General features: G+C 37.0%; 25 protein-coding genes and 1 other annotated feature (1 of these 26 cut by a window edge). Of the genes, 18 read left to right on the top strand and 7 right to left on the bottom strand.

Annotated features, from left to right (window positions below):
• The first annotated feature begins 182 nt into the window (after positions 1-182).
• From FA727_RS20795 to fdhD, 8 genes are all read left to right on the top strand, one after another.
• Positions 183-482 (top strand): ArsR/SmtB family transcription factor, encoded by a 300-nt coding sequence (locus FA727_RS20795; protein ID WP_136833416.1) that lies wholly within the window; start codon positions 183-185, stop codon positions 480-482.
• The gene (locus tag FA727_RS20790; protein WP_136833415.1) at positions 482-871 is read left to right on the top strand and encodes an SRPBCC family protein; all 390 of its coding nucleotides are present in this window, start codon (positions 482-484) and stop codon (positions 869-871) included. The genes FA727_RS20795 and FA727_RS20790 overlap by 1 nt, the downstream gene beginning before the upstream one ends.
• Positions 872-952: 81 nt before the next feature.
• Positions 953-1,651 (top strand): FAD-dependent oxidoreductase, encoded by a 699-nt coding sequence (locus tag FA727_RS20785; protein ID WP_136833414.1) that lies wholly within the window; start codon positions 953-955, stop codon positions 1,649-1,651.
• A 248-nt stretch (positions 1,652-1,899) separates the two neighbouring features.
• On the top strand, positions 1,900-4,854 hold the full coding sequence (fdhF, locus tag FA727_RS20775; protein ID WP_136833413.1) for a formate dehydrogenase subunit alpha: 2,955 nt from the start codon (positions 1,900-1,902) through the stop codon (positions 4,852-4,854).
• Positions 4,854-5,351 carry a helical membrane plugin domain-containing protein gene (locus tag FA727_RS20770; protein WP_136833412.1) on the top strand — a complete coding sequence of 166 codons (498 nt, stop codon included), beginning with the start codon at positions 4,854-4,856 and terminating at the stop codon, positions 5,349-5,351. The genes fdhF and FA727_RS20770 overlap by 1 nt, the downstream gene beginning before the upstream one ends.
• A gap of 73 nt (positions 5,352-5,424) precedes the next feature.
• Positions 5,425-6,036 (top strand): trimeric intracellular cation channel family protein, encoded by a 612-nt coding sequence (locus tag FA727_RS20765; protein ID WP_136833411.1) that lies wholly within the window; start codon positions 5,425-5,427, stop codon positions 6,034-6,036.
• Positions 6,037-6,089: 53 nt separating this feature from the next.
• Complete coding sequence (locus FA727_RS20760; RefSeq protein WP_136833410.1) at positions 6,090-6,461, top strand: Na-translocating system protein MpsC family protein; 372 nt, start codon at positions 6,090-6,092, stop codon at positions 6,459-6,461.
• A 71-nt stretch (positions 6,462-6,532) separates the two neighbouring features.
• Positions 6,533-7,336 carry a formate dehydrogenase accessory sulfurtransferase FdhD gene (gene fdhD / locus FA727_RS20755; protein WP_136833409.1) on the top strand — a complete coding sequence of 268 codons (804 nt, stop codon included), beginning with the start codon at positions 6,533-6,535 and terminating at the stop codon, positions 7,334-7,336.
• Positions 7,337-7,423: 87 nt separating this feature from the next.
• Here the strand turns inward: fdhD and FA727_RS20750 are convergent, their stop codons facing one another.
• The 3 genes from FA727_RS20750 to FA727_RS20745 form a co-directional block, all read right to left on the bottom strand.
• Positions 7,424-8,539 (bottom strand): Ger(x)C family spore germination protein, encoded by a 1,116-nt coding sequence (locus FA727_RS20750; protein WP_281280935.1) that lies wholly within the window; start codon positions 8,537-8,539, stop codon positions 7,424-7,426.
• Entirely contained in the window at positions 8,512-8,706 is a 195-nt protein-coding gene (locus FA727_RS24845) for a hypothetical protein (protein ID WP_246041986.1), read from the bottom strand. Before FA727_RS24845 ends, FA727_RS20750 begins: the two co-directional genes overlap by 28 nt.
• An 880-nt stretch (positions 8,707-9,586) precedes the next feature.
• Positions 9,587-10,882: a spore germination protein gene (locus FA727_RS20745; RefSeq protein ID WP_136833407.1), complete on the bottom strand. Its 1,296-nt coding sequence runs from the start codon at positions 10,880-10,882 to the stop codon at positions 9,587-9,589.
• Positions 10,883-11,065: 183 nt separating this feature from the next.
• Here FA727_RS20745 and FA727_RS20740 point away from each other — a divergent pair, with 183 nt between their 5' ends.
• Positions 11,066-11,518, top strand: a complete 453-nt coding sequence (locus FA727_RS20740) for a GNAT family N-acetyltransferase (RefSeq protein WP_136833406.1) — start codon at positions 11,066-11,068, stop codon at positions 11,516-11,518.
• A gap of 200 nt (positions 11,519-11,718) precedes the next feature.
• Here the strand turns inward: FA727_RS20740 and FA727_RS20735 are convergent, their stop codons facing one another.
• Positions 11,719-11,997 (bottom strand): hypothetical protein, encoded by a 279-nt coding sequence (locus tag FA727_RS20735; protein ID WP_136833405.1) that lies wholly within the window; start codon positions 11,995-11,997, stop codon positions 11,719-11,721.
• Positions 11,998-12,193: 196 nt separating this feature from the next.
• Between FA727_RS20735 and FA727_RS20730 the strand changes: the two genes are divergently transcribed.
• The 5 genes from FA727_RS20730 (at position 12,194) to FA727_RS20710 (ending at position 16,001) form a co-directional block, all read left to right on the top strand.
• Complete coding sequence (locus tag FA727_RS20730; RefSeq protein WP_136833404.1) at positions 12,194-12,505, top strand: hypothetical protein; 312 nt, start codon at positions 12,194-12,196, stop codon at positions 12,503-12,505.
• Between the two features lie 87 nt (positions 12,506-12,592).
• Positions 12,593-13,318: a glycoside hydrolase family 25 protein gene (locus tag FA727_RS20725; protein ID WP_136833403.1), complete on the top strand. Its 726-nt coding sequence runs from the start codon at positions 12,593-12,595 to the stop codon at positions 13,316-13,318.
• 24 nt (positions 13,319-13,342) lie between these two features.
• Complete coding sequence (locus tag FA727_RS20720) at positions 13,343-13,990, top strand: uridine kinase family protein (RefSeq protein WP_136833402.1); 648 nt, start codon at positions 13,343-13,345, stop codon at positions 13,988-13,990.
• A gap of 152 nt (positions 13,991-14,142) precedes the next feature.
• Positions 14,143-14,475, top strand: a complete 333-nt coding sequence (locus FA727_RS20715) for a DUF485 domain-containing protein (protein WP_136833401.1) — start codon at positions 14,143-14,145, stop codon at positions 14,473-14,475.
• Positions 14,472-16,001, top strand: coding sequence for a solute symporter family protein (locus tag FA727_RS20710; RefSeq protein ID WP_136833400.1), 1,530 nt, complete (start codon positions 14,472-14,474; stop codon positions 15,999-16,001). Before FA727_RS20715 ends, FA727_RS20710 begins: the two co-directional genes overlap by 4 nt.
• A 54-nt stretch (positions 16,002-16,055) precedes the next feature.
• On the opposite strand, the gene FA727_RS20705 is transcribed toward FA727_RS20710, so the two are convergent.
• Together FA727_RS20705 and FA727_RS20700 are read right to left on the bottom strand one after the other, a co-directional pair.
• Entirely contained in the window at positions 16,056-16,520 is a 465-nt protein-coding gene (locus FA727_RS20705; protein ID WP_136833399.1) for a small multi-drug export protein, read from the bottom strand.
• A 187-nt stretch (positions 16,521-16,707) separates the two neighbouring features.
• Complete coding sequence (locus FA727_RS20700) at positions 16,708-18,411, bottom strand: IS200/IS605 family accessory protein TnpB-related protein (RefSeq protein WP_136833398.1); 1,704 nt, start codon at positions 18,409-18,411, stop codon at positions 16,708-16,710.
• A 485-nt stretch (positions 18,412-18,896) separates the two neighbouring features.
• Here FA727_RS20700 and FA727_RS24840 point away from each other — a divergent pair, with 485 nt between their 5' ends.
• Positions 18,897-19,193 (top strand): hypothetical protein, encoded by a 297-nt coding sequence (locus FA727_RS24840; RefSeq protein WP_136833397.1) that lies wholly within the window; start codon positions 18,897-18,899, stop codon positions 19,191-19,193.
• Positions 19,194-19,216: 23 nt separating this feature from the next.
• Positions 19,217-19,849 carry a methyl-accepting chemotaxis protein gene (locus FA727_RS20690; RefSeq protein ID WP_246041985.1) on the top strand — a complete coding sequence of 211 codons (633 nt, stop codon included), beginning with the start codon at positions 19,217-19,219 and terminating at the stop codon, positions 19,847-19,849.
• A 56-nt stretch (positions 19,850-19,905) separates the two neighbouring features.
• On the opposite strand, the gene FA727_RS20685 is transcribed toward FA727_RS20690, so the two are convergent.
• Positions 19,906-20,964, bottom strand: coding sequence for a M14 family zinc carboxypeptidase (locus tag FA727_RS20685; RefSeq protein ID WP_170209297.1), 1,059 nt, complete (start codon positions 20,962-20,964; stop codon positions 19,906-19,908).
• Between the two features lie 274 nt (positions 20,965-21,238).
• Here FA727_RS20685 and FA727_RS20680 point away from each other — a divergent pair, with 274 nt between their 5' ends.
• Together FA727_RS20680 and FA727_RS20675 are read left to right on the top strand one after the other, a co-directional pair.
• Positions 21,239-21,838, top strand: a complete 600-nt coding sequence (locus tag FA727_RS20680; RefSeq protein WP_136833394.1) for a DUF502 domain-containing protein — start codon at positions 21,239-21,241, stop codon at positions 21,836-21,838.
• Positions 21,839-22,091: 253 nt separating this feature from the next.
• Entirely contained in the window at positions 22,092-22,694 is a 603-nt protein-coding gene (locus FA727_RS20675) for a hypothetical protein (protein ID WP_136833393.1), read from the top strand.
• 141 nt (positions 22,695-22,835) lie between these two features.
• Positions 22,836-22,854, top strand: a binding site (T-box leader); it runs 203 nt beyond the window's last position.

The raw sequence follows: 22,854 nt of genomic DNA, 5'->3' as shown, positions 1-22,854 counted from the left end.
ATAGATAGCGAGTCAGCATGTACGCATAATTGCGAGGATAGATACATTCAGATATAAAAACAAATATCGCTATGTCGAAAATACGATTGACACGACACCAAATGGTGTCCTATAATTAAGACACTATTTGGTGTCGTATTTAAAAGGAGTGATCTTTTACGAAAACAGAGCAAAAACGTGATGTGTTTGTAGCCATCGCTGATCCGACAAGGCGTAAATTAATACGTTTATTGGCAAATGCAGATGAACTACCACTTCATGAATTAACCGATCAATTTCAAATGGGACGAACGGCTGTATCTAAGCATTTAACTATTCTTAGAGAAGCAAGCCTAGTGATAGATCGTAAAGTGGGGAGAGAGACAAGGTACCGACTAAATGCGGCACCCCTACAGGAAGTGAAGGATTGGCTGTCCTTTTACGAGGAGTTTTGGAAAGAAAGAGTGGCACTTTTACAAAATTTATTATCGGAGGATAAATAATGGCAGATATTTCGTTAGACTTTGAATTTGAAAATCCAATCAATAAGGTGTGGAATGGGTTAATTGATTCCGACATTCTTTCAAAATGGATTATGGCAAATGACTTTCAACCAATTGTGGGGCATAAAAGTCAATTCAGAAATCCAGAATGGAACTTAATTGTAGATTGTGAAGTTTTAGTAGTGGACGAGCCTAATAAGTTATCCTACACGTGGGTAGGCGGTCCAATAAACACTGTAGTCACATGGACATTGAAGGAAGAGGATGGAGTAACATACGTACATCTGGAACAAACAGGGTTTGAAAAAGAAGATCAAGCTTTCAATGGTGCGAAATACGGTTGGGCAAGCAAGGTTGAAGACCTCAAAAAAGTGTTGGGAGAAATGTAACGCAGAACATGTTTTTAAAAGCGTGGCTCAGTGTTAAACTGGGCCAGTTTTAGCTTACAAGTATATAAAGGAGATGGAACAATGGGATTTTTTCAAGATATGGTGGCAGTATTTAAGAAGCGAGCACTAGTTTTCTTAGAATACAGCAAAGAATCAAAGGATGTGTATACATTTGTTTTTGAAAAAGGGGATGATTGGACATGGAAAGCAGGACAACATGGACTGCTTACGGTTACTCATAAGAAAATAAAAACCCCGACTAAACCGTTTACCTTGGCATCTTCGCCATCAGAGAATGTCGTCAAAATAACAACGAGCATTACGGATAACCCAAGTGATTTTAAAAAGGCATTACTAGAATTAAAACCTGGAACGAAAATGACTATTGCCGGTCCGCTAGGCTCATTTAATCTAACCGATAATAAGCCGACACTTCTGATTGCAGGTGGCATTGGCATTACACCATTTCGCTCAATCTTAAAACAGAATGAGGCTGAAGGAAATAGAGTAACGGAGCAAATACATCTACTCTATATGGATAGTAATAAGACATACCTATTTAAAGATGAACTAGATGCAATTGCTAACGTAACTGTTACTTACCTCGATTCGAGAGATGATTTACATTGGGAGACCGAAAAGTTCGCGAGCTCCTATAAGGACAATGGTAATTACTTTATCGCCGGACCGAAAGCGATGGTAGACTCTATTTCGACTCTCCTGAAAAACAACAATATCCCAAAACGGAACATCAAAAAAGATGCCTTTTATGGGTATTGAGAATTTGCCTTAAAGAAAATTTGTTATTGAGATTAAAAACCATAAGTACTATAATTATAGTGTAAACTTCATGGATGTTAAGTAATGCTAAATTGCTTGCTTCTATGTCTTTTTTAATGATTATAGGTGAGATGGATAACGAGTAGGAACACTGCTTAGATATTAGCCCACCATAAAATAGTGTGTAAAGTTCTACACACACTATTTTATGGTGGGCTTTTTTATTTTGGAAAAAGGGAGAGTCTACATTGTCGGAATTAGTGAAAGTAAAGATTAATGGAGCGGAGCATGAGGTAGAAAAAGGAACTCGAATTCTCGATTATCTTTTGCAACAAGAGATGGAGCACCCACATGTTTGTTATTCAGAGGTATTAGGTCCAATACAAACATGTGATACATGTATGTGTGAGATCGATGGAAAAATCATGAGAGCTTGTTCGACAGAAATAGAGGAAGGAATGAATATATTAACTTCCTCAGAACGGGCCAAAGCTTCACAAACAGAAGCAATGGACCGCATTTTAGAGAACCACTTACTTTATTGTACGGTTTGCGACAACAATAACGGAAATTGCCGTGTGCACAACACAGCGGAACTTTTAGAAATAGAACATCAAACTCGTCCTTTCCGTGAAAAAGGATATGAAGTAGATATGTCGCATCCTTTTTACCGATACGATCCGAATCAATGTATTCTTTGTGGGCGTTGTGTAGAAGTGTGCCAAGATCTGCAAGTGAATGAAACGTTAACGATTGATTGGGAACGACAGATGCCACGTGTCTTGTGGGACAATGGGAAGTCCATTAATGAATCTTCCTGTGTATCTTGCGGACAGTGTGCAACAGTTTGTCCATGTAATGCATTGATGGAAAAATCCATGCTAGGTGAAGCGGGATTCATGACTTCCATGCCAGATGATTTGTTAACACCTATGGTGGATCTAATTAAAGCAGTCGAGCCAGACTATAAAACAATCTTCGCTGTATCCGAAGTAGAAGCAGCGATGCGGGAAAATCGTATTGAGAAAACCAAAACGGTTTGTACATTCTGTGGAGTTGGATGTTCATTTGAAGTATGGACAAAGGGCCGTGAAATATTAAAGATCGAACCAACTGAAAACAGTCCTGTAAACAGTGTTTCCACTTGTGTTAAAGGAAAGTTCGGCTGGGATTTTGTGAATAGTGATCAGCGTCTTACTACTCCATTAATTCGTAAAGGAGATGAGTTTGTCCCTTCAACTTGGGGTGAGGCTTTAACATTGATTGCTGACAAAATGGGTACGATTAAACAAACCTATGGAGGCTCTGCACTAGGATTCGTAAGTTCTTCTAAAACAACAAACGAAGATTCTTATCTTATGCAAAAATTAGCACGCCAAGTATTTGAATCAAACAACATTGACAACTGTTCACGCTATTGTCAGTCTCCTGCTACAGATGGATTGCTTGCCACTGTTGGATACGGCGGTGACTCCGGTACGATTAAAGATATTGAGAAGAGTGGTCTTGTTATCATTGTCGGTGCAAATCCAACCGAAGGGCATCCTGTGCTTGCAACGCGAGTAAAGCGTGCAAAGAAATTATTCGGACAAAAATTAATCGTTTCTGACCTGCGAAAACATGAAATGGCTGAGCGTTCCGATTTATTTTTACATCCTAAGCAAGGGACGGACTTTGTTTGGATAACAGCGATTGCGAAATATATCATCGATCAGGGCTGGCATGATGAAAAATATATTGAACAACGAGTAAATCAATATAGCGAGTATCTTAATCTATTAGAAAAATACACACTTGAGTATGCAGAGGAAGTAACAGGTCTTCCAAAGGAACAGCTAATTGAAACGGCTAGAATGATTCACGAAGCAGATGGAACATCTGTCTTATGGGGAATGGGTGTCACTCAAAATGTGGCTGGCTCCCATACATCAGCGGCTATCGCTAATCTTCTGCTCGTAACAGGAAACTTTGGTCGTACGGGTGCTGGGGCATATCCTCTTCGTGGTCATAATAATGTGCAAGGCTCATGTGACATGGGTACCCTGCCACAATGGCTTCCAGGAAATCAACGGATAACAGATGACAAGTTACGAGAGAAATTTGAGCAGGCGTATGGCGTGGAAATTGCGAGTCAACCAGGATTAACCAACATTGAAATGTTACAAGCGGTAGAGAAAGGCGAGTTAAAAGCCATGTATCTAATGGGTGAAGATATGGCATGGGTGGATTCAAACTCCAATCATGTGCATGAGACACTTAGCAAACTAGACTTCTTTGTGGTACAGGATGTGTTTTTGACAAAGACAGCGCAATTTGCAGATGTTGTTTTACCAGCGGCACCATCTCTTGAGAAGGATGGAACATTCACAAATACAGAACGACGTATTCAACGTCTATACCGTGCACTTGATCCACTAGGTGAATCGAAACCAGATTGGTGGATTATTCAACAAATCGCGAAATACATGGGTGTGAATTGGAACTATGAACATCCAAGTGAAATTATGGATGAGATTGCAAGCCTAGCTCCGATTTTTGCAGGAGTTTCTTATGACCGATTAGAAGGCTGGGATAGCTTAGTATGGCCAGTTCAAAAGGATGGCACGGATGAGCCACTTCTTTATACTGAACGTTTTAATTTTGCAGATGGGAAGGCTAATTTTTCTCTTGTAGAATATGTTCCGCCAATTGAGTTTTCACATGAATTTGACTTAACGTTGAATAACGGACGCCTTTTAGAACATTTCCATGAGGGAAATATGACGAATAAATCGAAAGGCATCCTGTATAAGTTGCCTGAAGTATTTGTAGAAGTTTCGCCAGAACTTGCACAAGAACGTGGTGTGAAAGATGGTTCGCTCGTTCGCCTGGAATCTCCTTATGGGGCAATCAAGCTTCGTACAGTTGTAACCGATCGAGTACAAGGAAAAGAGCTGTATGTTCCTATGCATTCTGTCAGTCATGAAAATGCTATTAATCTATTAACTGGAAGTGTCGGAGATGTGCGGACACAAACACCAGCTTATAAACAGACAAAGGTAAAAATGGAGGTAATAAAAGTAAAAGGGAATAGACCACTTCCGTTGTACAATCCTCGCTATGCAATACGCAACCCACAGCTCGGTGTACAGGTGGAACGTAAATGGGCACGAGAGGATTATGAACCGATTGCAGATGTGAATAGAACTGGGGTGACGAACTAATGGCGAAACCGATTACGAAAATAAAGGAACCGATTTTGAAGGAAGAGGAAAAACAAGCTGAGAAACTTCAAGGTGTAATACAAAATTTAGCAGAAAACGCAGATGGAATTACAGAAACGATTAAGCTTCTTCAAGAACTTCACGAAAGTGGTGTTCTTGAGGCTCTCAATAGTCTTATTGAAGCGAAAGAAAAAGTAGCAAAAATTGCGGTAGGACAATTGTTACGACCTCCTGTAACGAATGCGATTAATAATGGAATGGCTGCGGCTGGAGCATTGACTGAACTCGATCCTGAAATGACAAAGAAGCTCGTAAACGGAATGATGAGGGGAATTCAAAAAGCAGAGCAGGAACTTCAAACGAACAAAAAAATAGGTATTTTTGATTTGATGAAACTCATGAAAGATACGGATGTTAATAGAGCTTTGACCTTTTCTTTGTATTTACTGCAAGGAATTGGAGCGGGATTAAAGGAGCCATCTCAAGAAAATAAATAATTTTATCATGTTGTCATTATAAGACTCATTTTTTCCTGCCTTTAGATCTATGAAATAAGGAGGAAAGGAACAATTGACTTGGTCAGTTTTACACATCGTCGGAATTATTGCTTACGCAGCTAGTGGAGCTTTTGTTGCTCTGCAGGTCAAATATTCCTTTATTGGAATCTTTGTTCTTGGACTTACAACGTCTTATGGCGGAGCCGTAATCAGAAACATCGTGCTTGATGTCCCGATTTCTGATATATGGGATCGTCAATCATTACTGATTGTGCTCATAACGCTAACGATCATTATATTTTTAGAAAGAAAATGGGTTAATCATTGGAAACGATGGGGATATTTCTTTGACTCTATTGGTCTTGCTTCCTTTGCGATACAAGGAGGGTTGTTAGCAAAAAGTCTCGAGCATGATCTAGGGATTATTATTATCGCTTCTATGTTTACTGGTGTTGGTGGAGGGATGATTCGAGATTTGTTAGCGGGCAGAACCCCTCTTGCTTTAAAGGAAGAAACCCATGCAATTCTTACATTTTTGTGTGCGATTTGTATTTGGTTCGGCTGGAGCAGTCCTATTGAATTGACGATTATCGTTATTTTCGTTGTATGTATTCGTATGCTATCGTTCCATAATAAATGGAGAATAAAACTTCCTTGCAATCGATTTGAAAACAAAAATTTATGAATGGTTACCGATTAGAATTTGAAGAAAATCAAAATGTAAATGAGGGGAATTTTATGACCAAAAATTTGGAGCATCATTTCAGCATGCTGATTCGTGAAATTCGCAAGGAACACATCGGAAATGGACCAAGGGAAATTAATACCCGAATTGTAGGTCCATGGGTCATTTGCGAGATGAAAGGTAACTTATCAAATGTTGAAAAATTCATGATTAAATCCAACGAAGGCCAGTTGATGGTACATGAAGCACGAACTGAACTAGTGAAAAATATTTATAAGGAACCAACCGTGGTAAACAAACTTGAAGAATTAGTTGAGGCGAAGTTTGTCAGTCTTTTTACTGATATCAATATCGATCTCGACACAGCCATGACGGTTTTTGTATTTGATAAATCGATTAAAGAAAATAGCGATATGAAAAATTGAATCATACAGAAACAGTCCTTATTGTTAATTTTCAACTACATCAGCATTCTTAAAAAAGTAGGGATCTTTTGATGAAACCAATCGTAAGAAAACGAAAAATTATAAGGTGTACAAATGGGTATACGGAGTCAACTGAAGATGCGATTGTGACAGAGTTCCCTGTTACCGTAAAAATTAATGGGGAAGAGCTTGTAACGATGGTTTGTACACCGGAGCATATTGAAGATATGGTCATAGGGTATTTAGCATCTGAAGGAATTATAAAGCGTTATGAGGATATTAAAGAGTTATGGGTTCAAGAAAAAGAAGGTTATGTACATGTTAAAACAGATAAATTGAATCCCTACTTTCAAAATTTCCAAAACAAACGCTATATCACGTCATGCTGTGGAATGAGTAGACAGGGATTTGTTTTTGTAAATGATGCATTGATCGCTAAAAAAATGCATGAAAATCGAGTGACTCTTTCTACAGAGCAGTGCTTTCGTTTAATGGAAGAGTTGCAAAGTTCTGCTACGACTTTTCAAGCTACTGGAGGAGTTCATAATGCAGCACTTTGCGATAGAAAGGGCATAATTTTAAGTCGAATGGATATCGGACGGCATAATGCTTTAGATAAAATATATGGGTATTGCTTAAAAAATGGCATCACGATGAGTGATAAAGTTATTGTTTTTAGTGGACGCATCTCTTCAGAAATTTTATTAAAAGTATCCAAAATAGGATGTGAGGTCGTTCTTTCAAAGTCAGCTCCAACGGAATTGGCACTACAGCTGGCAGAAGAACTCAGAATCACGACGGTAGGTTTTATCCGAAATCAATCTTTGAACATCTATACTTGTCCAGAACGAATTAAGAACGGTAGTATTGTATAATAAATAAAAGTTAATAGATCGCTATGAACAAAAATAACCTCTTCGCTGATGGCCGGAAGAGGTTATTTTTATATGAACGTCGAAGTTTCATCCTACTATCCCAGCTTCTTTTATCCGGCAATCCACTTTTACTTTAAAGTTGAGGTTTGAATAGATATCAGGGATATCGCGATGGAGTAAGCTACTTGCTCTAAGTTTCAGGCCAAGTCCCATTGGATCAAGCTTTGATTTCTGTATCGTATCTAAAAGTAAATGGACATCTTTTTTGATTTTTTTCTCCGTTTCGTCTTGGATTTTTTGTACTTTCTCATATGTAAGATCTAAATGATTGTCCACTTTCTCTTCTACAGAAGTTTGTAATTTAATATGGAAAAAAGCTGTTTTCGTATTGTTATCGGCATTTATAATTTTGCAATTGGTTTTCCCTTTCAGAATTTTAATTGTATACGTACCATCATTTGTATTAATGATTGTACTTCCATTCTTAATCCCGACAGTCAGCAGTTTAAATAGTTCAGACTCTTTGGCGTTAAGCTTGGATTCCAGCCCCTTTTTGCTGAATAAAGCAATGGTGTTAACTTGAATTTTTTTGTGTTGAACTTCAATAATGGGCATGGCCAAATTTATTCCGGATTCTGTCTCTCGCCTATATGCATCAAATAATGTTAGTGCTTTTGCGTAAGGAGATTCGTTGCTGTTTTCTTCGAACATAGAAAATAAATAACTACCTGCGACCTGTTCCACTTTTGGTTTAAACTCTAATACCTGTAATGCATTTGGCACTGCAACACCTAAATAGGCAGTTCTTTGTATATCTGCCTTTCTTACGAAATAATCAATAATCGGACGAATCTCTTTTGTTGCAACATTTTCACCAATGAGAATGGTCTTTGTATGTCCGTAGAATAGCTCCTTATCTGTCATTGATTGCATGTTTTTTAGAGCTTCTGATATCGAATTGGCATCAAAAGATAGTAACGTAAATTCTGCACCAGTGGTAGCGGGATCTCCCTTTGAAAGAGAGATTTTGAGGGTGATTTTATATTTTTTTTCAAGATTGTCAGATTCATCAATGCCAATCGCAGTCACAAAGGAACGCTTATCAATGTCCATAAAAGAGCAACCGTTAAGCAAAGTAAGAACGAGCAGGAAAGATGAAAGTGTGAATAAGTTCTTTAACTTGCCTTTTTGGTAACATAAAATAGAAGGAATATTAAAATGAGATCCAAAATAAATCGGAAAACGAAGTAATAGATGAAAAACGTTAATAGATTTATTTCGTCTGCGTAATACTGTGTGACTAAAGCTGAAATAACCACGATAACTATTCCAAACCACTTTATTTTTCCTCCAATATCATCTGTCATCATCTGCAGCATCCTAATTGCCGAATGATAATTAATGATTAAATACATTAAAGTTATGCCAATTAGGATCAGAATAAAAACCAAAACCATTCTTTCTAAGAAAAAATAATTAATATGCATACTATCAATAGTGGTAACCCAAACATAGTTTTCTAATCCTACTCCTTTGAGCCCGAAGTATCCAATGGGAATGAAATAGGTGGAAAAAAGAACACAACACAAAATGAACCAGATAATCAATAGGTGTTTCTTATTAATAGAGACTATATGTTCACAATAGACTAATAAATTTGTATATCCTGTAAATATAAATAAGCCCGATACAACTGAATGAGCTTTGGGGAAATGCACGATATAAGTGAAAGACTCCTTAATAGAATCCATTAATACTAAGTGGTCTGTAAAAAAACGTAATAGTATAAGGAGTAATAAGGGTGTAACAAATAGAATAACGATCTCTAGCATGAATAAGATTGAATTGGTTTCAATTAATATGGAAAATACAATTAAAAGGAGAAAACAATAAAAGATCATAGATGAGTTTAGAGGGGCAAATTCCCTTATGATTTGCATGATGGAATTAAGGAATAATACACCTGCAAAAACGCTTAAGAGGAAGCTTAAGGAATGATAAGCTTTTATGAGTATATTTGGTAAATCTCTATCTAAAATTTCCAAAATATTTTGTCTTGGAAATTTTTTGATTCGGGATTGAAATAAGAAAATGAAAATAGCCCCTATTATGACGGACAAGGCAAGGCTTGTTAAGCTTCCATTATAACGATTTTTGTATAAAAGTTGTGGAATACAAGCTGTTACACTTACAAGTGCATTGATATAAAACAAATATATGTAATAACGTTGTCCTAACATTTGTATCCACCTACAGTGTCTTATTGGTTAATAGTTGCATATACGGCTTCCCTAAACTACGTAAATTACATAGGTAAGTTAAAAGAGCAAACGCGCCTATTAGAACTCCTATAGCTCCAAATAAACTCCCCAGAATAATGAAGGGATATCGGAGAACTCTGATTGCTTGATGCATGGAATTTATAGGAATAACAAATATGGAGAGTGCTACAGTTGCGATCACGACAATCATAACATCGCCTATTAAGCCAGCCTCAGAGGCGGCTTGGCCAAGAATTAGACCACCAACCGTTGTGGCAGAAGAACTAATGGTTCTGGGTAAACGAATACTCGCTTCACTTAAAAATTCCGCCATAATCATCATGAAAATAATCTCCGCATAGGAAGGAAATGGAACGGATATTCTACTCCCTGCAATTAAGAGAGCAAATTGAATCTTTAAAATCTCTGGAGTATAGGAAATGACTGCTACATATAGTGCTGGAAAGAAAAGGGTAATAATCACTGCGATATACCGAATGAGAATAAAGAATTTCCCTACTATTGGTAATTCTACGGGATCATCCATGGATTTAAAAAAATCATAGAAACGGGCTGGTCCAATTAATGCCCATGAGGAACCTTCGATAAGAAAAACAATTTTTCCTTGAGATAAGTTCGTAACAACTCTGTCGGGTCGTTCAGTTGTCAGGAATAAAGGAAATGGACACCATTTTCTATCCATCAAAAATTTCTGTAATTGGCCGGCAGATTGCAATAAATCCACTTCGATATTTTTAAGTTTATTATTTAGGTACAGGAGGTTTTCGTGATCACAAAGGGTATTGTCGTACAGGACAATTAGATTAGTTTTAGAGTTCTGTCCTAATTTGTGATTTTTCACTATCAAAGTGTCTTTCCGATAACGGTTACGAATAATGTTTAGAGAGGTACTTATTTTTTCACTTAAACTATCTTTTGGTCCTTGTAAGACACTTTCCTCAGATGATTCGCTAATAGAACGGGACTCAAACTTGTCCATTTTAACAGCATATATTTTATCTTCTAGTGAGATAACTACATTTCCGCCGAATATTTTATCGATTGCAACTTTTTCTTTATCAATGATCGCCCATTCTTCAAACGACTGAATATAATCGACGAACGTATCCATTTTGAAGATTTCATAAAAAGGCGAGATGATCGTGTCTGTGATTTTTTCTTCATCACAAATTGATTTGAGATAGTAAAGAGTGATCTTCCGTTCCCCATATTTAACTTCTCTTTTAATAAAGTCATCATTTTTCTTCAATTCGTTAAGCCTCATTTAGAACACCTCAAACAAATTATTTCCAATTATTAAAAAGTTATGTTCTAGTGAAAGAAATGACTTTCTATTTAATGGAGGTTTTTCCATAATAGAATTGGAGTAACTAGGTGATTGGATAAGATGAGATAAATTAGCGTAGTCGAAGTACTTAAGAATGAATTAAGAAGAAAGGAAACTATTATGAGAATTATCAACGTGAGAGAATATCCTGAGTACAAGGATGCTGCAATTCAATATTTTCAAAGCAAATGGGCAAGTGAGGGTAGCATGAAAGTGTATGAGAACTGCATTACTCATAGCATTTCAACCGAAAGTCCTCTGCCTAATTGGTACTTACTGGAGGATGCAGGAGAGATTATTGGATGTGCAGGTTTAATTAGCAATGATTTTATTAGCCGCATGGATTTGTGGCCCTGGATATGTGCGATTTACGTAGAAGAAAAATATCGTGGTAAGTCTTTAGGGAAGGAACTGCTTTTGCGTGCCAAAGCAGATGCGAAAATAGCTGGATTTAATAAAGTATACTTATGTACAGATCATATTGGCTACTATGAAAAATACGGATTCACTTATATAGGTGAGGGGTACCATCCTTGGGGAGATAGTTCAAGAATATATGAGCGTAATACGTGAAATACATATGAACCTATAACAAATGGCTCATATAGGGCGGATACACCCGTAGGTAATTTGAGAATGGTGGCCCCTTTTGCATCATGGTCGTAAAAGGTATCTTATGTCTGATTAAAATGCGCAGTGGATCATATGAGTCTCCACTGCGCATTTTTACAATCCTCACGTAACTGAGATTCATAAATGATACTTTTTCTTATTTAAAACATATAGACTGACTCCAAGGGTACATACGGAATAAATTTGCTGACTAGGATGAGATAGGAAGTAGTTTGATAATCTAAGGTAATGTGAGGAAGCAGGAACAGACTATAAACAACAAGAAGTCCGAATGCAAGGATGACATAGGCCTTATTAAAAGCTAAAACGATGATCTCCTCACCTTCTTCATCATCCCTATCTTTTAAAATAATAGCTCCGTAGGTTAAGACTAAAAGGATGAAATATGCAATCACTGCCACTACAAAGTGAATGTTCATCGAACAATTGCCCCTTTGAGTTTTTTTCACTAAATATGAAATAAAGAGTCCATCAATTAAGGACATATTCGTCCCGTAATGACAGACTCCGCCAGAAATTAATATTAAGAACAATTGAAATATATCTTAATTATCGCATACATTGGATCTCTTATGAAGATTTAACTTAGATCAATTTATGAAGGGAGGCAGTCGATTGAGAAAAGGACTAAAAGTGCTGCTAATTTTACTAGGCATGTTCTTTCTACTATGTATTGATCCGATTGAACGGATTAATGAGATGGGTGGAAGGCGTGAAGTGGAAAGGTTACTCTCTGATCCAGTTGTCATAGAAGAGATATTTGGTGCAGAAAAAGACATTAAAAACATTAGGCCGATCAGCGGAACAACCTATTCTTTTGAAACGAAGGATACACAATTTATTCTCCTCCTACAGAAGGAAAATGGGAGAATTCAGAATGACGTTTTTGAGCATAAAATAAGAGTAGGAAATACGAATCGCTACTAGTTTTATAGAGAAGGGTTTGTAAAAATATGCTAATGTATAGCTATGACAAAAAAATGAAATGATGTGCGCGAGATGAGTAGTGCAAAAATGAAGAATCTATTTTGGATAGTATCTATTCTTTTTCTTGGATTGGTTATAACGGCTGTATTTTGGTATCAAGGTATCTTAATACCTAACCATTTTTCTGCAAAAAACTACCTTATAAAAGGTGTGGATGTTTCAGCATATCAGGGAGATATTGAATGGTCAAAGCTTCAGGAACAAGGCTTACAATTTGCTTTTATCAAGGCAACGGAAGGAAGTAGCTTTGTCGACAAGTACTTTGAGAAAAATTGGGATGAAGCAGATAAAACAGACTTACGAGTGGGTGCATACCACTTTTTCAGCTATGATAGTGAGGGGAAAACTCAAGCACAGAACTTTATCAAGACGGTACCTGTAAATGAAAGGTCATTGCCACCTGTAATTGATGTTGAATTTTATGGGGATAAAAAGAAAACTCCGCCTAATCGTCAACAAGTAGAGAAAGAGCTTCAAACAATGGTAAAAATGCTAGAAGAAGCCTATGGAAAACGTGTCCTATTATACACAACCAATGAAGCATATGACTTATATATCAAAGACAGTTTTGAACAATGCGATATTTGGATTCGGGATGTATTCAAAGTTCCTACATTATCTGATGAGCGAGATTGGACGTTTTGGCAGTATACCGATCGAGAGCAGTTGGACGGTTATAGTGGGAAAGAAAAGTTCATAGATGTGAATGTGTTTTATGGGAATGAGAAGAAATTTGAAGAGTACGGGTATTAATAAATGGCGAAAGGAGGAGTGAAGATGGACAGATTGCTGGAAAAAATCACAAATTGGATTAGGGCAACGGATGGTGAGATAGTGATTGGCATATCAGGCCATGGGGCTGCTGGCAAAACAACCTTTGCCAATAGGCTTATGAGCCTTCTAAATCAAAATGAAGTCAACTATATCAATACTGATCCGTATATTGTGAGTTCCGATATACGTAAGCATGCTATTATCGACTATTCCTATCATGGAGAAATTCATCGATATAAAATGACAGCCTGCCATCCATCGGCACATCATTTACCATCATTAGAACGAGATGTACAGATGGCAAAATCGGGATTGGATTTCCAAACAATCGGTACCCATTATCAGAAGAGCGAGCTAATATCCTCGAATAAGAAAGTGACGATTGTAGAGGGAATGAGCGTTGCTTTTATTGATCCGAAGCTATTTGATCTAAGAATCTATTTTTACACAGAGGGTGAAACGGAATTAATGAGAAGGTCGGGCCGAGATATTGCTGAAAGAGGAGCTGATATCAATTACTTAAGGCAGTCTCATGAAGAACGCCGGATTCAGTACGAATTGTTTATGCATCCGTACAGTGAGCATTTTGATATCGTGATCAAAAGCGCTGATGAAGTGATTTATGTAGAAAAAAATGTGTGGGAGCATTAAATAGGAGCATAATGAAGCACTCCATTCCTTGAATTTTAACCCAAAAGTCCATTTAATGTATATTCTGAATTATATAAATATTCAGTTGACAAACAGTATTATACATTATTACTATTATGTAGTGGGGGAAAATCAAAAAAGGAGTGGTCAAAATGGGAAAATTTGAAGGCAAGCAAATTGACTATGTGCAAATTGCCTCGAGTAAAAAATTCAAAGAGCTACTTTCTTCAAAGAAAAAATTCATCGTTCCGCTTACTATTTTCTTCTTAGTCTTCTACTTCGCATTACCTTTGTTAACTTCTTACTCAACCGTTCTTAACTACAAAGCAGTTGGTGATATTTCATGGGCATGGGTCTTTGCTTTTGCGCAATTTATTATGACTTGGGTGCTTTGTACCGTTTATGTGAAAAAAGCCAATCTCTTTGACAATTTAGCAAATGAAATAGTCGAAGAAGAATTTAAAAAAGGAGAAAAAGGTGCATGAATTCAACCGTTGTTATCTTATTCCTTATCATTGTTGCGATGACTTTGGTCATTACGTATTATGCAGCCAAGCGGACAAAGACAGCTAGTGAGTTCTATACTGCAGGTGGAGGCTTGACAGGCTGGCAAAATGGGTTAGCGATTGCAGGCGATTATTTATCTGCGGCATCCTTCTTAGGAATTGCAGGAATGATTGCGCTTAGCGGCTTTGACGGATTTTTCTATAGTATTGGTTACCTTGTTGCTTATTTAGTTGTCCTATTTATTGTTGCAGAGCCACTTCGGAATCTAGGAAAATACACATTGGCAGACATGATTAATTCAAGATTTGATGCGAAAAAGGTTCGTGCGGTCGCCGCACTAAATACGATTACCATTGTTATTTTCTATATGATTGCTCAGCTAGTCGGAGCAGGTGCGCTCATTCAGTTGCTATTTGGTATAGACTATTGGATTGCTGTTTTAATTGTTGGTGTCATGATGACCATTTATGTATTGTTTGGTGGAATGACTGCTACCAGCTGGGTGCAAATCATAAAAGCTGTACTCTTAATGATCGGAACAGTCATTATTTCCGTCATGGTACTTGCTAAGTTCAACTTTAATATTTTTCAAATGTTCTCCGAAATGAAAACGGTTACCCCTCTTGGTGCGGACTACTTAAATCCTGGGGTAAAATATAAAGTTCCACTTGATACGATTTCCTTGATGATTGCACTTGTTCTCGGAACTGCGGGACTGCCTCATATCCTGATGCGCTTTTTTACAGTTAAAAATGCAAAAACAGCAAGAAGTTCTGTTATTACAGCAACTTGGGTGATCGGAATTTTTTATGTCATGACGATTTTTCTTGGCTTTGGTGCAGCACATTATGTGGGCTTTGATAATATTCTTGCTGCAAATGCTGCAGGGAATATGGCGGCCCCACTATTGGCTGAAGCCCTTGGGGGAGATTTCTTAATGTCATTTGTATCAGCGGTTGCCTTTGCTACTATTTTGGCCGTTGTGGCAGGTCTAGTGTTATCAGGTGCATCAGCCTTTGCACACGATATCTATGGTCAAATCATTAAGAAGGGAAAAGCGACAGAAAAACAACAGATGTTAGCTGCGAAGTATGCTTCCATTGGGGTTGCGATCCTTTCAATCCTTCTAGCATTATTTGCTCAAAAAATGAATGTGGCTTTCCTTGTATCATTAGCATTTTGTGTAGCGGCAAGTGCCAACTTACCAGTCATTATCTTTACAATTTATTGGAAAAAATTCAACACAGCAGGCGCGATTACAGGTATGCTTAGTGGTCTTTTATCCTCTATTATTCTTGTAATTGTCAGCCCAAATGTATTTTCTCCAGTTGAGGGAGCAGCTATATTTGTAGGGGATCCTCTTATTAATCTAACAAATCCTGCGATTATTTCTGTTCCTCTAGGTTTTATCGGAGCGGTTATTGGAACGGCTGTATCTAAGAAACAGGATGCAAAACGCTTTGCCGAAGTCACTGTTAAAGCAAATACAGGAATGCATTTGTAATATGATTTCCCCGTACAAAAAGCCAGTCAACTATAATTGACTGGCTTTTGTTATTCATCCGAGGATGTTAAAACCATAATAGGTGGCTGTTGCAAACAGTATTGTCCACACTGCGAGACTGATTGTCATCCAAATTAGGACGTTCTTACGGGGCGCTTTGAAAATCATGGCGAATGCAGCTGCTATCTCTGTTCCGATTAGTAAAGGGCCTAGGAATGCGAGCCCTGGCAAACCGTATTTTACAAAAATCCCATGTGCACGTGCTCTCTTTTTATTATCTTCCTTTTGTATTCCTTTTTCAGCTCTTTTCCTATTTCTCCATTCTTGCCAACGGTCGAAAAGCAAGACGACAATAACTACGACCAACCAATTTCCTGCAAAAGCCAAGATGGTAGATGGAATGGGGCTTAAGCCAAAAGCGATGGCCAACACAACAACTGCGGCTGATTCTACCCAAGGAATTGCGGATAGAAAGAATACGGCAAAGTAAGACCATTCTTGTAAATATTCTAAGATCATGTATGTTCTCCTTATATTAGATTTCTTATTTTACTAAAAACGATTCAATTTTCTAATGGTGATCCAATATACAAGATATTGTCCTGTACCCATTGAACTACCCCCACCTAAAATCCAAATGGATTTTTGAGGAAGGGGATTCCTAAAAAAGACTACTAAAGATTTCAGTAGACCATTGCCCGTTCAACTAGGCTATGGATTTTCTACCTTTCACCTTTAACAAACCTTTTTCCTCCAGGTCTGAAAGAGCTCCTGGAGGAAAGAATTGATTCATTGAACCAATCTTGTTGCAGGCAAAAAGTTCTATCCGGTAGAACGCGTGTTTACGAACTTCGGATAGGCATGATGAAACCCACTTCCACTGCGCCCAGTGATGTAGACCTGCTATCTTCTCTGGTAACAGAGAATGCAACACTGGTGGAAGTGTTTCTTTGAATCTCATTGCGCGACGCGCAATGACATATGAAGCAGACTGGTGAATGGAGATTCCAAAACGCTTCATATATTTGATTTTGCCAATTTGAGAGGTGTAAGCTGGATTGATTTCAAACACAGCTACCCCCATCTTCGATGCACGATTTTTAATGGTAGAAATCATTTTATTATACGCAAATTGACTCATCGCTTTATTGGCTTTTTTACTGCCGTATGTATGAGAAACTTTTGATTTAGTGGTATCTAATTTTTCTAAAGCGATGGGTTTATGTAACTTCATCGCTAAATCGACAATAACGACCGCCTTGTTTTCGATGATTTTCGTATTTTGACCAGAGGTTTTCCCATCTAAATCGAAAGAAAACAAACCTGATTTTATCAGTTGACCTTTTGAATTAATATTAGACCATGCGATATGGTCTACATTTAAATCTAGACCTAATACGCCCTCAGCTCGGCAATAATTTATATTTGGCTTCTCTGGCACATCAATTATACACTTGAAAATATAATAGTCCCCATGGTCTTCAACAGACCACGCAATGGGTTTCCCGTTTTTCTTTTTATTTTTGCAGTTCATTTGAGTTTCAATTGCCTGGTTAACCTGTTCTAGACCATACGGAAAGACAAGATTCTCAATCTTTATCGCAACACCATTTGGTGTTTTGAAGTGGAGTTCTTGTTCATCTGTAAGATAATGAAAAACAAAGTTGCCAACTTTGGCATCTTTTCGTTCACTAATGGTCATTTGATTGTAACGCGCTTGTTCCCAGTCTTTTCGCCATTGTTGATGATCATTTTGATAGTTTTCTATAGTGCTTTGAGCCTTGAATAATTTTTTCGTACCAAAAACTATACTTTTTGTATTATTTTTTAAGCTCTTTATTTGTTTTTGAAACCGATCTAATTTGAATTCCAAACGACCTAATTTACTTTTTAAAAAAGCGATTTGAACATCTAAATAGTCATGCTCAAATTGATAAGCGTGATAGTAAATGTCTGTTTTTTCATTGAATTGCACCACAAAAAAATGTCCAAATTGTTTTTCTCTGGATGTTTTGTTTAAAATCGGTTGACCTTTCATAAAGGATTGTTTTATTTTTGAAAGAGTTGTTAAATGGCTCTTGGTCGATTTGATTTTCTTTTTAACGGAAGTCATTTGAACTTCTTTGTTTTCGATATACATTTTTTGAAGTTCATTTTGAGATTTGATCATGGCGTTCGCTTCTTGAATTGCACTATTGGCATAATGATCATTCAATTGAAAACGTTCCTTTATGGTAAGGTGAAGAGACTTTTTTCTTCTCGATTCATTCGAACGTTTTTCTAGCACTTGTGTTTGAAGTGCGAAATGTTTTGAACGACCAAAACACAGAAGAGCATGGGAAAAAGATTCGATATATTTTTTAGGCAATGTATTTTTGTATACACGATTAGAAAAATAGGTTTTCACCATTTCTCATCCACCTCCCAAAGAACATTCGTTCTTAATTTTATTTTACCAAATATTCATAACCTTGTCCTTTTGTTTTCATTGAATTTTGAAAATAACACAAAAAAGCGATTCATCTCCACCCTACGTCGTTGAGGAAGGAGTCTTCTCGCTAGTGTTGATAAATTTCGATAAAAAAAGGAGAGCATATGCCCCTCCTTCAACTCAATATGAGATTTTTCAATACCTCTAAGAATTCCTCTAGCGTTTCAGGTAATTGTTCAGGAATGCTATTTGTATAATCCATTTCTTCCCCTCCTTGTTTTCTCGTATTCTAGTAAAAGTATTGCCAGTCTATTGATTTTCCATACTTCTAAAATACGAAAATTGTTATCTTTTGAAGGTCCCTCTGTCGTTTCAGTGAAATTAATCACTTATGTACGATGTAAACTGTTATAAAGTGAAATCATACATAATGAGGTTATTTTAGAAGATAGGAGCATATGGACATGTTTACTTCAAAAAAACATTTTAGATTGATAGAAGAAGAGAAAAAGGAACTTCAAGAAAAACTAGAGAAAATCTATTCGGAATGTCAGGAAAAAGAGAAGTTTTTTGAGGTTTTTTTGGAAAAGTTTAAAACGGAGCTATCAGAAACAATCGAGCAACACGAAATCGTCAACAATCAGCATCATGTTATGAAGGATTTAGTGGCGGAGATTAAGAAACGTTTTGATACCGTCAATCAAATAAGCCAGGCTTCACTAGACAATTCCTACAGCTTTTTCAAAAAGGAAAAGGGTTAATAGAATCTGCAAAAGAGATGGTTGTGAACACAGAAGAAGGAAGAGACTTAGTTAATCACGTTGAGGAGCTCATCACTCAACTTGGAGAAGAGCTTGAAGAAACCTATCATAAAATGAGTCTCTTAAACGATAGTTCCAAAGAGATCGAAATGATCGTCAAAGTGATTAAAGAAATTGCGGATCAAACCAATTTGTTAGCTCTAAATGCCTCGATTGAAGCTGCAAGAGCAGGAGAGCAAGGAAAAGGGTTTGCTGTTGTGGCGGAGGAAGTACGGAAGCTAGCGGAAAGTACAGCGGAGAGTACAAATAACATAAGTGTCTTAACAGATAATATTCAAAAGGATATTAATATCACGCTACAATCAACGACTGCTAGCACAAAGTTAATTAGAGAAGGAATCAATTTAAGTAAAACTACCTCAAATAAAATTGATTCCATCACTTCTGTCATAAAACATGTTGAAATGGAAGTAAGCGAAGTCCTTGAAACGATTGTTGAGCAAAAAGAGTTTTCACAAGATGTGATGAACGAAATGCAGGATACGAAAACACTTTTTGACGAAGCCAATGTCGTGATCATGCAGCATATCGAAGACGCGAGCAAAGTCGATGAAAAGCTAGAGGAAACGATTAAACGAGTAGCCACCATTAGATAAGAAAAGTCCCTCTAAGGTTAATTAAGACCAAAGGGGGACTTGTGTTCGTGCTGATATTACTCGTCTTCTTCTTCAGAAGTCTTAGAGCTTTGAGTTGGCAGTGTATCCCAAAAACTTGTATCAGCTGTTTCGATTGAACCATCAGCGATCGCTCTCACAGTTGAATCAAGTGTAGTGATCGTCTGTTTGATTAGATAACCGTTACTCTTTTGACCGAGGACATAAGATTCATATTCATGGTCGGACATTCCACGCATTTCAAACAATAGAGTGGCAATGTCATATCTTACCGCAGCACCGTTCCGTCCAATATTTTCTCCACTGCCTCCATTGTATTTTCCGATCAATCCCCATCCTTTTGAGCTAATAGAATGATAGACAACCGCACCGAGCTTCTTGGATTTTGCGAGTACCTCGGCTTTTACATTTTCATTAGTAGGATAAAGGATGGAGCCCGAAACATACTCATCATTAATGGCACTTTGTGAGCCTTGGTGATGAAGGTCGATCATATAATCAATGTTGTACTTTTGAAATACATTTTCGTGTAAGGCCCGAACTTCTGGTTCCATATCCACTGTCGATTTATCATGTTCGCGATTCAAGTCGACCTCATTGGCATTGTAGCGCGTTAAATGTCTACCACCATCTGCTACATAATTCTCGAGTGAGAAGTTCACATCGCCCATTGAACCATCCGCATTCAGCATTGGAATGATGAGCACATTAACATTATCCAGGACATCTTTTGTTTTATTTGTACCTAAATGTTTAATGAACTCTAACGCACCTTCTGTTGTGAGCTGCTCATTCCCATGTTGCTGAGTTAGGAATAGAATGGTTGGATTTTCAGGATTCTTTATGTATTTTGCCATGTAGATATCGCGGCCCTTAACGGTTTTACCGACAACTTCTAGCTCAAGAGCTTCTTGCTTTTCATCCTGTACTTTTAAGTAATCTACCATGCTTGAATAAGTTTGGAGAATGGAGGTTTTTACCGATTCATTCCCACCGTAATTTGGACCATTCCCAACAGCACTGACAGATGGAATCACAGCCGTAAATGCCCCGATAGTCAAGATTCCTGAAAAGCATACGGTTAAAATCTTTTTCATGATAAAAATACCTCCTTTAATAGTGTGAATTTTTAATTAATTTGTTCCAGTAAATCATAAGACAGTTTAATAGATTCGTTAATAGTGTAGAATGACCATTGTTACAACATATTTCGAGTTTGGAATTATCTTTTTAAATGAGAATTTTCCTAGAGTTAGGATATTTTTGTCGAATGGTGATCTAGATAGAATGTAAGTAAAATAGACGGATGTGAATTCTGCTGGTATCTTTTAAAATACAAGGAAGAATGAGCAATATTAAGGAGAAGTGAATATGAAGCATATATTACGTAATTTTGTGAATGGAATTTTAACGATTGTGCCGATCATTCTCGTCATATTCGTGGTCTACAAAACATTTATGTTTTTAGACGGTGTACTGGGAAGCTTTCTAAAGCCTTATTTGAAGGAAGATTATATTCCTGGGATCGGGTTACTATTTACGATTGTTGTTATAACCATTTTAGGATGGATGTCTACGAAATTTTTCACAGGAACGATCGTCCGATTACTTGATCGACTGCTTGAAAATATTCCGATTATCAAATCCATTTATTCGGTAATTAAAGACACGATTAATTCATTTTTTGGAGAGAAGAAGTCCTTTTCCAAGGTTGCGTTGGTAACTGTTCCTGGAACTGAAGCGAAAGCGATTGGCTTTATTACTTCCGAGGATGTTGAGAGCTTGCATAGTCCGTTAAAAGATTATGTAGCCGTCTATGTGCAACAGTCGTTTCAAATTGCTGGTTTTACTTTTTTGATTCCAAAGGATCAAGTGGAAGTCATAGATGTAAAGCCTGAAGATGCGATGAAGTTCGTGCTCTCTGGTGGGATGACTTCCAAAAAGAATGCTGTTAAAGAGAATAATTTCTAGTTTCAGTCAGAGAAAATTTCAAACTTGGCCCGATTTTCTTATGAAATCTAACCCGAATAAAGGAATAAAAGATCCCCTTATTCGGGTTTTTTGTTGTTTTATTAGTCTAGAAGGTTGAAACTTAAAGATGGTCTCAATCGTAAAAATATAAATGGGAAAAAAATCTAAATTCCAAGAGATGAAGGTACCTTTTTGAAAGTGGAATTTTACATTAAATAGTGGAGTAACTTTGGGGATAAGAGTGGAGGAAAGGGTGATTAGGTTGAAGCTATTCATGATTATATTCTTTTTCATTATTATTGTGTACTTGAGCTTTAGATTTGTTCAACTCCTGACAAAAATGAATCAACAGGCGATTATTCCGAAAACGGCTGAGGAAATGAAGAGTCTTCGAAATTTTCCTCAGAAACCAGTTGATTGTCCCTCGTACTTTAACCAAAAGGTGGGTATCATTCTATATATTCTTATGCTTATTTTCGTAATTGTCATTTTCGTGATAGGAGCATTAGATAAAACTATTGATTGGTGGTATTTCTTCCTATTTTTTCTACCTTTAGTTCATTCAGATAATCTCTTAAACTTATTCGCAGTAGTGGACGATGGCTTGATTAGTGGAAACCGTTTTGTTTCTTGGAAAAAAATAAAATCCTTTCATTTTGCTCCTATTGATGTAAATCACAGATTTTATGGGTATTCAAAAGAGGTCAACGGAGGTTATGAATTAAGAATAAGGGTAAAGTACTTTTCAATAAGTTGTATTGTAACTTCAAAAGAAATGAAAGAGAAGTTAGCTGAAATTCTGAGTGAGCATGGTGCGATGAATGAAACAAGATCGGAATTAGAAGATGTAAGGTGAGATAAACATATAAAGGAACGGTACTTAGATACTCAAAGATTCCAATTAGCTCCTTTTTGAAATTTAAATATATTCTTTTAAAAAAAGTTTCCTGAATATATTGTAAATCTACAGTAAGTGGCTATAATAGTGTAAAATACTTAAAAATCGAAGATAAAGA

Source organism: Robertmurraya kyonggiensis (assembly GCF_005116465.1).
GTDB classification, from domain to species: Bacteria; Bacillota; Bacilli; order Bacillales; family Cytobacillaceae; genus Robertmurraya; species Robertmurraya kyonggiensis.
The sequence above is the reverse complement of the archived record's forward strand: the minus strand, read 5'-3'. Positions and strand labels throughout refer to the sequence as shown.